We start from the raw sequence: 15,271 nt of genomic DNA on the forward strand, positions 1-15,271 counted from the left end.
GTGGCGGGTGAGTGGGGACGTGCTCCGGGAGGCGGAGCGGGAGGTCGGGGACGGCCAAGAAGAGGCGGAAGGGGAGGTACAGGAGGCGGGTAGAGGTCGGAGGGTCGGGGGGCGAAGGATCAGTGGGCGGAGGCGTGCTCCGGTTCATGGGCCGCCGAACTCGCCGCCGTCCGGGCGATGTTGCGGGCCATACCGCCGAACACGACCGCGTGGAAGGGCGAGACGCCCCACCAGTACGCGTGACCGAGCAGGCCGTGCGGATGGAACAGCGCGCGCTGCCGGTACCGGGTGCGGCCGTTCTCGTCGCTGTCCACCGCCATCTCCAGCCAGGCCAGCCCCGGCAGCCGCATCTCGGCGCGCAGCCGCAGCAGCCGGCCCGGCTCGATCTCCTCGACCCGCCAGAAGTCCAGCGAGTCCCCGACCCGCAGCCGGGCCGCGTCCCGGCGCCCCCGGCGCAGTCCGACCCCGCCGACCAGCCGGTCCAGCCGGCCCCGCACCGCCCACGCGAGGGGGAAGGAGTACCAGCCGTTCTCGCCGCCGATGCCCTCCACGACCCGCCACAGCGCCTCGGGGGAGGCGTCGACCTCCAGCTCCCGGTGGTCGCTGTAGAGGCTGCCGCCGGCCCAGTCCGGGTCGGTGGGCAGCGGATCGCTCGGGGCACCGGGCACGGACGCCGACGACCACCGGGTCGTCACCCGCGCCTCCCGCACCCGCTGGAGGGCCAGTCGTACGGCGTCGTCGAAGCCGATCGGAGCGGCGGGCGGCCCGGCGAGGTAACGGGCGATGTCGTTCTCGTGGCAGACCACCTCGTGCCGCAGCGACTCGGTGAGCGGCCGGGCGAGGGAGGCGGGCACCGGCGTGACCAGGCCCACCCAGTGGCTGGAGAGCCGGGGGGTGAGGATCGGTACCGGCAGGATGATCCGGCGCGGCAGGCCGGCGATCGCCGCGTACCGGTTCATCATCTGCCGGTACGTCAGGATGTCGGGGCCGCCGAGGTCGAAGGCCCGGCTGACGTCGGACGGCATGCTCGCGCTGCCGACCAGGGCGCGGAGCACGTCGCGGACCGCCACCGGCTGGATGCGGGTGTGCACCCAGCTCGGGGTGACCATCACGGGCAGCCGCTCGGTGAGGTATCGCAGCATCTCGAAGGAGGCCGAGCCGGAGCCGAGGACGACGGCCGCCCGCAGGATCGCGGTCGGGACGCCGGAATCGAGCAGGATGTGGGCCACCTCGGCGCGGGAGCGCAGATGCGGGGAGAGCTCGCTCTCGGGCACCCCGGCGGGCGTGAGCCCGCTCAGGTGGACGATCCGTCGTACGCCCGCGGTCCGGGCCTGCTCGGCGAAGATCCGTGCGGCCCTGCGGTCCGTCTCCTCGAAGTCCTTGCCGGACCCCATCCCGTGCACCAGGTAGTACGCCACGTCCACGCCGTCGAGGGCGCGCGCCACGGACTCGGGATCGGTCACGTCACCGCCCACCACCTCGGCGCGGTCGATCCAGGGATGGTCGCGCAGCCGGCCGGGGGAGCGGGCCAGGCACCGCACCCGGTAGCCCGCGTCGAGCAGTTCGGGAACCAGGCGACCGCCGATGTAGCCGGTCGCGCCGGTCACCAGACAGCGCGGTCGCGCGCCCGTGTCGTCGTGGTCCATCGCGTCCCTGTCCTTCCTTCCGTCGCCTCGTGATCACTTCCACCGCTCGGGCCGGTTCGGATGCGGCCCCGGCCCGGGAGCGGCCGGCGCTTCTATACGCTGATCACGTGGCCACACCGAACCAGCGGGATCAGGACGCGCGACCGGAGTCCGGCGCGGGCGGGGCGCCGACCGACCTGTACGCCTTCGCCGTACGACTGCGCCGGATGAACGGCGAGATCAACCGGCTCGTCCAGGGTTTCGCAGGTGACCACGGTCTGCACGCCACCGACATCCAGGCACTCGCCGCGATCATGGACGCGGACGGGCCGATGACACCAAGCGGCCTGCGCCGGCACCTCGGGCTGACCTCGGGCGCGGTGACCGCGTGCGTGGACCGGCTGGAGCGGGCGGGGCACATCCGCCGGGTGCGGGAGAGTGCGGACCGCAGGGTCGTCCATCTGCGGTACGAGCCGGACGCCAGGGCGGCCGCACGGTCGTACTTCCGCCCGCTCGCCGAGGCGACCGAGGCCGCCCGCGCCCGGTTCGGCGAGCAGGAGCTGTCCGTGGTGGTGCGCTTCCTGGAGGCGCTGAACGAGGAACTCGCCGAGGCGCGGCCGGGCGGCCGCTGAATCCACTGCCGGTGAGCGCATCCGTCGACCGGCCGATCGCGGAAGCAGGGGCGTCGTCTACGATCACCTAACCGATGTAACTCAATGATTGAGATAGTTTTTCATTGAGGTACATGCCCTCGACCCTGGAGACCGATGTCCCCCGCCGCTCGCCGCACCCGTGTGCTCGTCCCCGTTCTCCTGCTGGCGCTCTGGCTCGTCGCCGGCGGTGCCCTCGGTCCCTTCGCTGGCCGGCTCGGTGAGGTCGCCACCAACGACCAGGCGGCGTTCCTGCCCCGCAGCGCTGAGTCCACCGCGGTCATCGCGGAGCAGAGGGCCTTCAGGCAGCAGGAGACCCTGCCGGTGATCGTCGTCTGGACCGGCACCGCGGTCGCCGACCGGAAGGCGGACGCCGACCGGGTGCTCGGCTCCCTCAACGGCGTCCCCGGAGTCGCCGGCCAGGTGTCGCCCGCGATCCCCTCCGAGGACCGGGAGGCCCTCGAAGGCGTGGTGCCGCTGCGCCCCGATCTCGGGGACGCCCTCCCCGGCACCCTCGACCGGATACGGTCCGCCGCCGAGCGCGTCCCCGGGGCGACCGTGCAACTCGCCGGACCGGCCGCCACCCAGGCCGACCTGTCCGACGCCTTCGCCGGCATCGACGGACTGCTCCTCGCCGTCGCGCTGGCCGTCGTCCTGCTCATCCTGCTGCTCGTCTACCGCAGCGTGCTCCTGCCGCTGGTCATCATCCTCGGGGCGGTCTTCGCCCTGGGCACGGCCTGCGCGGTGGTGTACGCCCTCGCCGACCACGACGTCGTCCGCGTCGACGGACAGGTCCAGGGCATCCTCTCCATCCTCGTGATCGGCGCCGCCACCGACTACGCCCTGCTCCTCACCGCCCGTTGCCGCGAGGAACTCGCCCGCGGCGCCGACCGGTTCACCGCCGCAAGGGCGGCGCTGCGGCGGTCCTGGGCCGCGATCGTCGCCAGCGCGGCGACCGTGGCGCTCGGCCTGCTCGCCCTGCTGCTGAGCGACCTCACCAACAACCGCGCCCTCGGCCCGGTCGGTGCCATCGGCATCGCCTGCGCCGTCCTGACCTCCCTGACCTTCCTGCCCGCCGCCCTCGCCCTGCTGGGCCGCGCCGCCTACTGGCCCGCCCGCCCCCGCCCCGCCGACGAGCGGCGCGAGGGCGTCTGGCACCGGATCGCCGCTCTCGTCGACCGGGCGCCCCGGAAGGTCTGGACGCTCACCCTCGTCGTCCTGCTGGCGGGCGCCGCCTTCGCGCCCGCCCTCACCTCCAGGGGCGTCCCCCTCGACGAGACCTTCGTCGACGACGCCCCCTCGGTCGCCGCCCAGCAGGCCCTGAGCCGGCACTTCCCGGCCGGCTCGGGCAACCCCGCCGTGATCGTCGCGGACGCCGACCGGCTCACCGAGGTCGTCCGGGCCGCCCGGGACACCGAGGGCGTCGCCTCCGCCGCAGCGGTGAGCGCCTCCGGCCGCCCCGGCGGAGCCCCGCTGGTCGTCGACGGCCGGGTGCGTGTCGACGTCACCCTCACCGCCGCCCCCGACAGCGACACCGCCAAGGAGACCGTCGCCCGGCTGCGCACCTCCCTGCACGAGGTGCCGGACGCGGACGCCCTCGTCGGTGGCTACACCGCCCAGCAGTACGACACCCTGCGCACCGCGGAGCACGACCGCACCCTCATCGTCCCGGTGGTCCTCGCGATCATCCTGTTCATCCTGGTCGTGCTGCTCCGCTCGCTGCTGCTGCCCGTGCTGCTGGTCGCCACCGTGGCCCTGAACTTCCTGACCACGCTGGGCGTTTCGGCCCTGGTCTTCCGCCATGTGTTCGGTTTCACCGGCGCCGATCCCTCGGTGCCGCTGTACGGGTTCGTGTTCCTCGTCGCCCTCGGCGTCGACTACAACATCTTCCTGATGTCCCGGGTCCGCGAGGAGTCCCTGCGGCACGGACCACGGCAGGGGATGACACGCGGACTGGTCACCACGGGCGGGGTCATCACCTCCGCGGGCGTGGTGCTGGCCGCCACCTTCGCCGCCCTCGGGGTGATCCCGCTGGCGTTCCTCGCCCAGATCGCCTTCATCGTCGCCTTCGGCGTCCTGCTGGACACGCTGGTGGTCAGGTCCCTGCTCGTGCCTGCGCTGGTGCGCGACATCGGGGCCCGTGTCTGGTGGCCGACGTCCGTCGGCGGAACCGACAAGACGTGAACATGTCCGCCCGGATCCGGGGCAACCGGAACGGTACAAGACGGTTCGTCAGCGATGTTGGAGGTGTCTGCCGCTATGAGCGCGAAGGTGTTGGAGCGGTTTCCAGCGGGAGCTCCGCGCGGATCGTGGCCGGCAGAGGAGTACGCGGCACAGAGGCGGGCGCAGGGTGAGCCCGCGACCGTGGTGATGGACATCCAGTCCGACGCGTTCCTCGTGGTGGTCCCGGGGCGCGACGAGGACTGAACAGGCGGTGCACCCGGGCGGGACGAGAACCTGCCGAGAGGTTCGACCGGGCGGGACGAGGATCGGCCAGGAGGTTCACCGGGCGGGGCGGCACCCGAACGGGCGGTTCACCTGGGCGGGGTGAGCGTCCCGCCCAGCTGTCGGGCCCGGCGCACGAACACCTCGTGCAGGTCGTGCGCGGCGCGCGGCACGGACTCCGCCCTGCGGCGCTGAAGCATCAGCAGCACCCGGGTGGCGTCCCCCTCGATCGGCCGGTGGGTGATCGTGCCCTGCCGCTCCAGCGGATCCCCGACCACGCTGAAGTCGGGGAGCACGGTCACCCCCAGCCCCTCGGCCACCATCAGCTTGCCCATCTCGGCGCCGTCGGTGGAGTACGCGAAGGAAGCGTCACGGCCGTCGAGCAGCCGGTGCACGAAGCGGTGCATGACATACCCCGTACGCATCGCGATCAACGGCTGGGTCAGCAGATCGTCCACCGTCACCCACATGCGCGCGGCCAGCGGGCTGTCCGGGCGAAGACACACCACCGGCCGCCCGCGCAGCAGTTGCGCCGACTCGAAACCGGCCGGTGTGTCGTCGCCGTCGAGGTGGTTGACCAGCCCCAGGTCGAACCCGCCTTCCGACAGCGCCCGGTGGATCTCGGTCTGCTGCGCACCGACCACCTCGACCTGGGTGACCGGGTGCGCGGCCCGGAAGTCCTCGACGGCCGGAATGAGCAGCGGCACGGTCGCCGCGTTCACCGTTCCCACGCGGACCATACGGCTGATGCGGTGCTGCTCGCCCGCTGCCGCCCGCAACCGGTCCACGGCCTCCAGCACGCCGACGATGTGCGGCAGCAGCTCCCGGCCCTCCGCGCTCATCGTCGCTCCGGACCGCTTGCGCTCCAGCAGGTCGACCCCGAGCTCCCGTTCCAGATTTCGCACGGTCTCGCTCAACGCGGGCTGCGAAAGACGCAGTTCCTCCGCGGCCCGGCGCAATGAGCCGAGCCGGGTCACCGCGGCGATGTATTCCAGTTGTTCCGTCCGCATGCCCCGCAGAATGCGGTCCGTTTCCCGGCCGGTTCAAGGGTTTCCCTGTCACACGTTCGTGAAATTCAATGGTCCGCGATACGAGACCGGTCGGGTTTTCCTTGACGCCTCTCCCGGGCGGCTGTCACGATCGACGACATGAAGATGCGACTGGACCTCACGCGGCGACGCCATGTCGACCTCGCGCGCGTCTCCAGCGCCTCCTGTTGCGCCGCGGCCTGATCAACCCTCTCCGATCCGCCGCGCTTTCCTCTTTTTCCCACCCGAATTCAGCCAGCCCTCGTCCGGGCCCCTGCTGTGAATTCGGCGTGCCCGGAAACATTCCGCAACAGGAGTCACGCATGCCTGCCGCGCCCGTGAAATTCGCCTACTGGGTCCCCAACGTCAGCGGGGGACTCGTCACCAGCAAGATCGAGCAGCGCACCGACTGGGGCTACGACTACAACCGCGAACTCGCCGTCCTCGCCGAGAACAACGGCTTCGAGTACGCCCTCAGCCAGGTCCGCTACATGGCCAGCTACGGCGCCGAGTACCAGCACGAGTCGACCAGCTTCAGCCTCGCGCTGCTGCTCGCCACCGAGCGCCTGAAGGTCATCGCCGCCGTCCACCCCGGCCTGTGGCACCCCGGCGTCCTCGCCAAGCTCGGCGCCACCGCCGACCACCTCTCCAAGGGCCGCTTCGCGGTCAACGTCGTGTCCGGCTGGTTCAAGGGCGAGTTCACCGCCCTGGGAGAGCCCTGGCTGGAGCACGACGAACGCTACCGACGCTCCGAGGAGTTCATCACCGCCCTGCGGAGGATCTGGACCGAGGACCACGCCGAACTCGCCGGTGACTTCTACCGGTTGCGCGACTTCTCGCTCAAGCCGAAGCCCCTCAACACCGAGGAGCGCCCGCACCCCGAGATCTTCCAGGGCGGCAACTCCACCGCCGCCCGGCAGATGGCCGGCCGGGTCTCCGACTGGTACTTCTCCAACGGCAAGGACTTCGACGGGGTCACCGAGCAGATCACCGACGTCCGCAAGGCCGCTGCCGAAGTCGGGCGCACCGCACCGAAGTTCGGCCTCAACGGCTTCCTCATAGCCCGCGACACCGAGGCCGAGGCCCGCGACACGCTCAGGGAGATCGTCGCCCAGGCCGACCACGAGGCCGTGGAAGGCTTCGGCGCGGCCGTCAAGCAGGCCGGACAGTCCACCGGCGACAAGAAGGGCATGTGGCAGGACTCCTCCTTCGAGGACCTCGTCCAGTACAACGACGGCTTCCGCACCGGCCTCATCGGCACCCCGGAGCAGGTCGCCGAGCGGATCGTCGCCTACAAGAAGCTCGGCGTCGACCTGCTCCTGCTCGGCTTCCTGCACTACCACGAGGAGGTCGAGTACTTCGGCAGCCGAGTGCTCCCGCTGGTCCGCGAACTCGAAGCCCAGCTGCCCGACCACGAGCCCGTCCCCGCCCAGGTCTGAGGAGGTCACCGAGATGAGCACCGTCACCCGCACCGACTGGCAGAACCGTCCCGCCCCCGAGACCGCCGAGGACTGGATCGCCCGCGCCGCCGAGGTCGCTGCCGTCCTCGCCACCGACGCCGCCGCCCGCGACCGCGCGGGGAACACCCCGTATGCCGAGGTCCAGCTCCTCAAGGACGCCGGGCTCGTCACCCTCCTCGGTCCCGCCGAACACGGGGGCGGAGGCCAGGACTGGCCCACCGCGTACCGGGTTGTCCGCGAGGTCGCCAAGGCCGACGGCTCCATCGGCCAGCTTCTCGGCTACCACTACCTGTGGTTCTGGGCCGCCCGCCTGGTCGGCACCCGTGAGCAGTGGGAGCACGTGGAGGCCGAGGCCTCCCGGAACCGCTGGTTCTTCGGCGGCGCGGTCAACCCGCGCGACCAGGACGTCGTCGTGACCGAGGACGGTGACGACCTCGTCTACACCGGCCGCAAGTCCTTCTCCACCGGCAGCAAGGTCTCCGACGTCACCGTCCTCGAAGGCGTCCTGGAAGGCACCGACCAGCACATCTTCGCCATCGTGCCCTCCGACTCCGAGGGCCTGGCCTTCCACGACGACTGGGACAACATCGGCCAGCGCCTCACCGAGAGCGGCGGCGTCACCCTCGACGGCGTCCGCACCCCCTGGTCGTCGGCCGCCGGATACGTCGACAAGGTGTTCCGGCCGCGCGTCTACAACACCCTCAACGTCCCCACCATCCAGCTGGTCTTCGTCAACTTCTACCTCGGGATCGCGGGTGGCGCGCTGGAGACGGCCGCCACCTACACCCGCGAGAAGTCCCGCTCCTGGCTGCACGGCGGCTTCGAGCGCGCGGTCGACGAGCCGTACGTCATCGACACCTACGGCGACCTCACCGCCAAGCTCTGGGCGGCCGAGGCCCTCGCCGACGCCGTCGCCGCCGAGGGACAGAAGCTGCACGACGACCCCGACGCGGTCACCGAGAAGACCCGCGGCGACTTCGAGGTCCGGGTGGCCGCTGTCAAGGCCCGAGCCACCGACGTGGCCCTGGAGATCGCAGGCCGCATCTTCGAGGTGACGGGCGCCCGCTCCACGGCCACCTCGGAGGGCCTGGACCGGTTCTGGCGCAACGTCCGCACCCACACCCTGCACGACCCCGTCGCCTACAAGCGGCGCGAGGTCGGCCGCTGGGTCCTGGAAGGCGAACTGCCCGAACCCACCTGGTACTCCTGACCGCTTCCCGCAGGGGCGTCCCCTCCTGAACGGGGGGCGCCCCGCCCTCCTCCCCGAAAGAGGACCGCATGGCCACCGTCCTGTCCGTCTCCGGCAGCCCCTCCGCCTCCTCCCGCACCAACCGGCTGCTGCGCCACCTCGACCGGCGCCTCGCCGCCCAGGGCCACGAGGTGATCCCGCTCGACGTGCGCACGATCCCCGCCGAGGCCCTGCTCGGCGCCGACTTCACGCACCCGGCGATCGTCGAGGCCACCGAGCTGTTCGCCCGCGCCGACGGGGTCGTGGTCGGCACCCCCGTCTACAAGGCGTCGTACTCCGGAGTGCTCAAGGCGCTCCTCGACCTGCTCCCGCAGTACGCCCTGGCCGGCAAGACCGTGCTGCCCCTGGCCACCGGCGGTTCCACCGCCCACGTCCTCGCCATCGACTACGCCCTGCGCCCCGTCCTCAGCTCCATGGGCGCGGCCCACATCGTGCAGGGCTGGTTCACCCTCGACAGGGACATCACCGTGCACGACGACGGTTCGCTGACCGTGGCCCCTGTGGCAACCGAGGCCCTCGCCCAGGTCGTCGACCAGTTCTCGACCGCACTGGGCCACCGGCCGGTCCTGGCGGCGGCGAGCTGACGAGCATGTCCGCCCATGTGATCGCCGACGACGCGGAGGCCCTCGCGGCCGCCGCGTCGCTCGCCGCGGAGTTCCGCACCGGCGCCGCCGCCCGGGACGCCGAACGCAGGCTCCCGCGCGCGGAGTTGGACCGTCTCTCCGCCTCGGGGCTGCTCGCCGTCACCGTCCCCGCCGAGCACGGCGGAGCGGACGTGGCCGCGCTGACCCTGGCCGAGATCTTCCGGCTGCTCGCCTCCGCGGACGCGAGCCTGGCCCAGATCCCGCAGAGCCACTTCGCCTACGTCAACGTGATCCGCCGTCAGGGCACCGACGAACAGCGGAAGTTCTTCTTCGCCGAGCTGCTCGCCGGACGCCGGTTCGGCAACGCCCAGTCGGAGGCGGGCACCCAGCACGTCCAGGACATCCGCACCCGCCTGCACCCGCTGCCCGACGGCTCCTACCGCCTCGAAGGCGTCAAGCACTACTCCACCGGCGCCCTGTTCGCCGACTGGATCCCGGTGCTGGCCCGGGCCGGCGACGACAAGCTGCACGTCGCCTACGTGCCCAGGGACGCCCCCGGCGTCACCGTCGTCGACGACTGGGACGGCCTCGGCCAGCGCACGACGGCCAGCGGCACCGTCCGTCTCGACTCCGTGGCGGTCCCGGCCGACCGTGTGCTGCCCCACCACCTCACCTTCAAGGGGCCCCAACTCCACGGTGCCGTGGCGCAGTTGCTGCACGCCGCCATCGACACCGGGATCGCCGGGGGAGCGCTCGCCGAGGCGGCCGAGTTCGTCCGCACCAAGAGCCGCCCGTGGTTCGAGAGCGGTGTCGAGACGGCCGCCGAGGACCCCCTGCTGATCCAGCGCTTCGGTGAACTGGCCCTCCAGGTGCGGTCGTCGGAGGCGCTGCTGCGGGAAGCCGCCCGCGCGGTCGACCGGGCGCAGGCCGACCTGACCGACGACTCGGCGGCCGAGGCGTCCCTCGCGGTCGCCGCGGCCAAGGTGTCCGCGGCCCAGGCCGCGGTGGAGGTGGCGAGCGCCCTCTTCGAGGTCGCCGGCACCCGCTCGGCCCTGAACTCCCTCAATCTGCACCGCCATTGGCGCGACGCCCGCACCCACACCCTGCACGACCCGACCCGCTGGAAGATCCAGCACCTCGGCCGTCACGTGCTCAACGGCACCCGGCCACCCCGCCACGGCCTCCTCTGACGGCACCTTCCAGAGATCGGAGACCCCCACATGTCCCTCACCTTCCACTGGTTCCTGCCCACCAACGGCGACAGCCGCCATGTCGTGGGCGGCGGTCACGGCACACCGGCCACGGTCTCCGGACAGGACCGGCCGCCGACGGTCGCCTATCTGAGCCAGATCGGCCGCGCGGCCGAGGACCTGGGCTTCGTGGGCGCCCTCACCCCCACGGGCGCCTGGTGCGAGGACGCGTGGCTGACGACCGCGATGGTCAGCCAGAACACCGAGCGGCTGAAGTTCCTGGTCGCCTTCCGGCCCGGCTTCGTCTCGCCGACGCTCGCCGCCCAGATGGCGTCCACCTTCCAGCGCCAGTCCGGCGGACGGCTCCTGCTCAACGTGGTCACCGGCGGGGAGAGCCACGAGCAGCGCGCCTACGGGGACTTCCTCGACAAGGACGCGCGCTACCGCCGTACCGGAGAATTCCTGGAGGTGGTCCGGGGGTTGTGGGAAGGCAAGACCGTCGACCTCGACGGCGAGCACCTCCGGGTCGAGGACGCCAAGCTGGCCCGGGTGCCCGACCCGGTGCCCGAGGTCTACTTCGGCGGGTCCTCGCCGATCGCGGGTGAGGTCGCCGCGAAGTACGTCGACGTGTACCTCACCTGGGGAGAGCCGCCCGCGCAGGTCGCCGAGAAGATCGCCTGGATCCGGGGACTCGCGGCGAAGCAGGGCCGCACCCTGCGCTTCGGGATCCGCCTGCACGTCATCACCCGCGACACCTCCGAACAGGCCTGGGCCGAGGCGAACCGGCTCCTCGCGGGCTTCGACGCCGAGACCGTCAGGTCGGTGCAGGCCGGTCTCTCCCGCAGCGAGTCCGAGGGACAGCAGCGGATGCTCGCCCTGCACGGCGGCGACCGCGACCGTCTGGAGATCCACCCCAACCTGTGGGCCGGCATCGGCCTGGTGCGCGGTGGAGCGGGCACCGCGCTGGTCGGCAGCCACGACGAGGTCGCCGAGCGGATCAAGGAGTACCACGCCCTCGGCATCGACGAGTTCGTGCTCTCCGGCTACCCGCACCTGGAGGAGGCGTACTGGTTCGGCGAGGGCGTCCTTCCGCGCCTGGCCGCACAGGGCCTGTGGCAGCACCCGTCCGGCAGGACGGCCGCCCCCGCGGCGCAGGTGCCCTTCGCGAGCTGAAGAGGCCGTACCGTCCGGCAAGGATGTCGCTCGCGATGGGATGAGGCCACCCGTACGCTCACAGGCGGCACCGACGAGAGGAACAGCACGTGAGCGACTGGCAGTTGACCAGGACCTTCCGGAGCAGCTCCGGTGAGGTCCGCTGGGACACCCTCGGGGGCACAGGCCGAGACCCGGTCGTCCTCCTGCACGGCACGCCCTTCTCGTCCTATGTCTGGCGTGACATCGCCCGCGCCCTGTCCCGCCGCCACCACGTCTTCGTCTGGGACATGCCCGGCTACGGCACCTCGGAGATGTCCGACGGCCAGGACGTCTCCCTCGCGGCCCAGGGTCGGGTGTTCACCGAACTGCTCACGCACTGGGGCCTGGCCGAACCCCGTGTCGTGGCCCATGACTTCGGCGGCGCGGTGTCCCTCCGGGCCCATCTCCTGCACGGGGCCCGCTACCGCACGCTCACCCTGGTCGACCCGGTCGCGCTGGCCCCTTGGGGGTCACCGTTCTTCAGGCTCGTCGGCGAGCACTCCGAGGTCTTCGACCGGCTTCCGGCCGCCCTGCACCGGGCGCTGGTCCGTGAGTACGTCAGCTCTGCCAGCAGCCCAGGCCTGCATCCCACGGTTCTCGACAGGCTCGTCGAACCCTGGCTCGGCGAGGTGGGTCAGGCCGCGTTCTACCGCCAGATCGCCCAGGCCGACCAGCGTCACACCGACGAAGTGCAGGACCGCTACGGCGAGATCACGGTTCCGACCCTGGTGTGCTGGGGCGAGGACGACACCTGGATCCCCGCGGAAAAGGGCCGGGACCTCGTGTCCCGCATCCCGGGAGCACACCTCGAACCGATCCCCGGCGCAGGCCATTTGGTCCAGGAGGACGCCCCCGCCGCACTCTTGGCGGCCCTCCTCGACCAGTGCGCGGCGAGGACGATCGCTGGGCCGCGGGGTGGGTGAGGGAGGACGGGACCGCCTGGGACTGAACCGCCCGTACGGAATCGATTTCCTCGTGGGCGAGAGCGGCGGCTGCCTGCACGACGACGGACAGATACGGCCCTGGCTCGCCGAACTGAGGAAACGCCGGTCGATGTGACGCGGCTGCTCGCGCGAGGTGGTCGACACGGCGAACGTCGGCTGACGGGGCACTAGCTCTTCGCCAGTGCTTCCAGATGCGCCCGCCGCACCTCCGCCGTCTGCCCCTGCACCAGCAGGAACATCCCCTCGCGGAAGAGCCGTTGGGCCATGGCGTCGAGGGCCGTGGCGCGGCCGCCGCCGGCCACGACCGCCGCGGTCGTGGCCGCGCGCATCAGGTCGTACGAGCGCGTCTTGAGGGCCAGCCGTTCGGCGATGCGCTCGTGCGGGACGGGATGACCGGCCAGCGCGTACGCCTGCGCGCGCACCTCGTCGAGGCGACCGCGCAGCGCTTTGGCGGTCTCCGGCTCGCCCGCGTCCTCCAGGACCCGGAGCGCCGCGTACGCGACGCCGAAGACGGCGGGGGAGGCGTTGGTGTTGCGGGGCTGGTCGACCAGCGCGAACTTCTTCTGCGGGCTGTGCAGCACCACCGAATCGTCGGGCAGCCACAGACCGTCCAGGGCCAGGGAGACCGTCCGGGACGCCGTGAGCGCCGCGAGCCGCATCGGCTCCGACGCCCGCAGGCCCGCCTGCTCGCGGGCCTCGGTGAAGGCGAACACCACCTCGTCGGCCTCGGTCACCCCGGCCAGCAGCATCACGTCGTTCAGGCCCCAGCCGGTGTACCAGGGCACCGCCCCGTCGAACCGCCAGCCGCCCCGCTCGGCCGTCGCCCGCACCGGCACCCGCGGAAAGGCACGGACGTGCGCGAACGCGATACCGGCCAGCAGTTCCCCCGTCGCCAGCGGCCGCAGCAGCCGCTCCCGCACCGGCAGCCGGGTCTGCGCCAGCATCCGCACCGGCGTGTGGTGCTGGGTCTGCACGAACCAGGTCGAGCAGCAGGCCCCGGCGAGGATCTCCTGGACCTCCCGCGCCACCGCGTCGGGGGCGCCCGCACCGCCGTACTCGACCGGTGCGCTCACCCCGAGCAGCCCCGACCGCCTGATCGCCTCGATGTGGCTCACCGGCACCCCCTCCTGGTCGACCCGTGCCGCCTGCGGGGCGAGGAGACCGTCGGCGAGCGTGCGGGCGGTGGCGAGCAGCGGGTGCGGTGCGGAGGTCATGAGGAAGATTCTCCCGATCCCGTCGCGCGCGGTGTCGATCCGGGGGTGTGGCGTTCGTGTAGGAGGTGAGACAAGCTCACAGAAGGAGAACGCCATGGGGTACTACCTGCTCAACGTCATGCAGCCCGGCTGGGACGAGCTGCCCCCGCCCGAGGTGATGGCCGAGATCGGCAAACGGCTCGACGTCTTCCACCAGGAGCTGCGCGAGGCCGGCGCGTGGGTCTTCGCCGGAGGTCTGCACGGACCCGACGCCTCGACCGTGCTGCGCCCCCGCGACGGCGACGTGCTGATCACCGACGGGCCGTACGCCGAGGGCAAGGAACAGCTCGGCGGCCTGTGCATCGTGAAGGCGCCGGACCTCGACGCGGCCCTGGAGTGGGGGCGCAAGGCGGCTCTGGCGACCACCCTGCCCATCGAGGTGCGGCCCTTCCAGCACCAGTCCGAGGACTGATGACCCTCGACATCGAGGCGGTCTTCCGCGCGGAGTACGGCCGTGCGGTCGCCGTTCTGGTCCGCTTCCTCGGTGACATCGACCTCGCCGAGGAAGCGGTCCAGGACGCCTTCGCCACAGCGGTCCGGCGCTGGCCGGAGACCGGTGTGCCGCCCAGCCCGGCCGGCTGGATCATCACCACCGCCCGCAACCGGGCCGTCGACCGGCTGCGCCGCGAGTCCACCCGGGAGGCCCGGCACACCGAGGCCGCTCTGCTGCACACCCCTGACCCACCGCCCGAGGAGGGCCCCGTGCACGACGAACGGCTCCGCCTCCTCTTCACCTGCTGCCATCCCGCGCTCGCGCCCCAGGCCCGGGTCGCCCTGACCCTGCGGCTGCTCGGCGGTCTCACCACCGCGCAGATCGCCCGCGCCTTCCTGGTCCCCGAACCGACCATGGCCCAGCGCCTGGTCCGCGCCAAGGCCAAGATCCGCGACGCCCGCATCCCGTACCGCGTGCCCCGCGACGCCGACCTGCCGGACCGGCTCGGCGGGGTCCTCGCCGTGGTCTACCTGATCTTCAACGAGGGCTACGGCGGCACGCCCGAGCTGTGCGAGGAGGCCGTACGCCTGGGCCGGCTGCTGACCGAGCTGATGCCGGACGAACCCGAGGCCACCGGCCTGCTCGCGCTGATGCTGCTCATCGAGTCACGCCGAGCCGCCCGCACCGACGGCACCGGCGCCCTCGTCCCCCTGTCCGAGCAGGACCCCACCCGCTGGGACCGGGACCTGATCGCGGAGGGTCAGTCGCTCGAACGGCGGTGTCTGCGCCGGAACCGGCCCGGGCCGTACCAGATCCAGGCGGCCATCCAGGCCGTGCACAGCGAGCCACCGACCGACTGGGACCAGGTCCGCCGGCTGTACGACCAGCTCATGGCCGTGGCTCCCGGTCCGGTGGTGGCCCTCAACCGCGCGGTCGCCGTGGCGGAGACGGACGGGCCGGCCGAGGCGCTCGCCCTCGTCGACGCCCTCGACCTCGACGGCTACCACGTCCTGTACGCCGTCCGGGCCGACCTGCTGCGCCGCCTGGACCGCGGGGCGGAGGCCGCGGACGCCTACGCGAGGGCCGCCGAACTCACCGAGAACCCGGCGGAACGCACGTACCTGGCGGCGCGACGGCAGTCGCTCACGAGCCGTGACGGAAAGTAGTGCCGATCCTCCGGGAATTTCCTTGGCCCCAAAAAGGTTGCAATATACAT

15 protein-coding genes are annotated in these 15,271 nt (G+C 72.0%); 12 read left to right on the forward strand and 3 right to left on the reverse strand.

The features are described from left to right. Positions 1 to 119 precede the first annotated feature (119 nt). A complete protein-coding gene (locus tag IF54_RS0133500) occupies positions 120 to 1,646 on the reverse strand; it encodes an SDR family oxidoreductase (protein WP_030325723.1) in 1,527 nt (508 codons plus the stop codon). Positions 1,647 to 1,753: 107 nt separating this feature from the next. On the opposite strand from IF54_RS0133500, the gene IF54_RS0133505 reads away from it, so the two are divergent. From IF54_RS0133505 to IF54_RS0133515, 3 genes are all read left to right on the forward strand, one after another. Further along, the gene (locus IF54_RS0133505; protein ID WP_030325725.1) at positions 1,754 to 2,257 is read left to right on the forward strand and encodes a MarR family winged helix-turn-helix transcriptional regulator; all 504 of its coding nucleotides are present in this window, start codon (positions 1,754 to 1,756) and stop codon (positions 2,255 to 2,257) included. 135 nt (positions 2,258 to 2,392) lie between these two features. Further along, on the forward strand, positions 2,393 to 4,459 hold the full coding sequence (locus IF54_RS0133510; protein WP_030325727.1) for an MMPL family transporter: 2,067 nt from the start codon (positions 2,393 to 2,395) through the stop codon (positions 4,457 to 4,459). Positions 4,460 to 4,513: 54 nt separating this feature from the next. Then, positions 4,514 to 4,702: a hypothetical protein gene (locus IF54_RS0133515; RefSeq protein WP_030325729.1), complete on the forward strand. Its 189-nt coding sequence runs from the start codon at positions 4,514 to 4,516 to the stop codon at positions 4,700 to 4,702. Positions 4,703 to 4,809: 107 nt separating this feature from the next. On the opposite strand, the gene IF54_RS0133520 is transcribed toward IF54_RS0133515, so the two are convergent. Further along, a complete protein-coding gene (locus IF54_RS0133520) occupies positions 4,810 to 5,730 on the reverse strand; it encodes a LysR family transcriptional regulator (RefSeq protein WP_030325731.1) in 921 nt (306 codons plus the stop codon). Positions 5,731 to 5,874: 144 nt separating this feature from the next. Between IF54_RS0133520 and IF54_RS44245 the strand changes: the two genes are divergently transcribed. The 7 genes from IF54_RS44245 to IF54_RS0133550 all read left to right on the forward strand — a co-directional run bounded on the left by IF54_RS44245 (position 5,875) and on the right by IF54_RS0133550 (position 12,348). After that, a complete protein-coding gene (locus IF54_RS44245) occupies positions 5,875 to 5,952 on the forward strand; it encodes a putative leader peptide (protein WP_350786652.1) in 78 nt (25 codons plus the stop codon). Between the two features lie 119 nt (positions 5,953 to 6,071). Further along, on the forward strand, positions 6,072 to 7,187 hold the full coding sequence (gene sfnG / locus IF54_RS0133525; protein WP_030325732.1) for a dimethylsulfone monooxygenase SfnG: 1,116 nt from the start codon (positions 6,072 to 6,074) through the stop codon (positions 7,185 to 7,187). 13 nt (positions 7,188 to 7,200) lie between these two features. Then, entirely contained in the window at positions 7,201 to 8,418 is a 1,218-nt protein-coding gene (locus IF54_RS0133530) for an acyl-CoA dehydrogenase family protein (protein ID WP_030325733.1), read from the forward strand. Positions 8,419 to 8,486: 68 nt separating this feature from the next. Then, positions 8,487 to 9,041 (forward strand): NADPH-dependent FMN reductase, encoded by a 555-nt coding sequence (ssuE, locus tag IF54_RS0133535; protein ID WP_030325734.1) that lies wholly within the window; start codon positions 8,487 to 8,489, stop codon positions 9,039 to 9,041. 5 nt (positions 9,042 to 9,046) lie between these two features. Beyond that, on the forward strand, positions 9,047 to 10,231 hold the full coding sequence (locus tag IF54_RS0133540) for an SfnB family sulfur acquisition oxidoreductase (RefSeq protein ID WP_030325735.1): 1,185 nt from the start codon (positions 9,047 to 9,049) through the stop codon (positions 10,229 to 10,231). Between the two features lie 30 nt (positions 10,232 to 10,261). Beyond that, on the forward strand, positions 10,262 to 11,404 hold the full coding sequence (locus IF54_RS0133545; RefSeq protein ID WP_030325737.1) for an LLM class flavin-dependent oxidoreductase: 1,143 nt from the start codon (positions 10,262 to 10,264) through the stop codon (positions 11,402 to 11,404). Between the two features lie 89 nt (positions 11,405 to 11,493). After that, on the forward strand, positions 11,494 to 12,348 hold the full coding sequence (locus IF54_RS0133550; protein WP_051735638.1) for an alpha/beta fold hydrolase: 855 nt from the start codon (positions 11,494 to 11,496) through the stop codon (positions 12,346 to 12,348). Between the two features lie 188 nt (positions 12,349 to 12,536). On the opposite strand, the gene IF54_RS0133560 is transcribed toward IF54_RS0133550, so the two are convergent. Then, the gene (locus IF54_RS0133560) at positions 12,537 to 13,583 is read right to left on the reverse strand and encodes an acyl-CoA dehydrogenase family protein (protein WP_030325741.1); all 1,047 of its coding nucleotides are present in this window, start codon (positions 13,581 to 13,583) and stop codon (positions 12,537 to 12,539) included. Between the two features lie 94 nt (positions 13,584 to 13,677). On the opposite strand from IF54_RS0133560, the gene IF54_RS0133565 reads away from it, so the two are divergent. Both IF54_RS0133565 and IF54_RS0133570 read left to right on the forward strand, forming a co-directional pair. Further along, positions 13,678 to 14,034, forward strand: coding sequence for a YciI family protein (locus IF54_RS0133565; RefSeq protein WP_030325743.1), 357 nt, complete (start codon positions 13,678 to 13,680; stop codon positions 14,032 to 14,034). Next, the gene (locus IF54_RS0133570) at positions 14,034 to 15,221 is read left to right on the forward strand and encodes an RNA polymerase sigma factor (RefSeq protein ID WP_030325745.1); all 1,188 of its coding nucleotides are present in this window, start codon (positions 14,034 to 14,036) and stop codon (positions 15,219 to 15,221) included. Before IF54_RS0133565 ends, IF54_RS0133570 begins: the two co-directional genes overlap by 1 nt. The last annotated feature ends 50 nt before the right edge of the window (positions 15,222 to 15,271 follow it).

The organism is Streptomyces sp. NRRL B-3229 (assembly GCF_000719505.1).
Classification (GTDB): Bacteria; Actinomycetota; Actinomycetes; order Streptomycetales; family Streptomycetaceae; genus Streptomyces; species Streptomyces griseorubiginosus.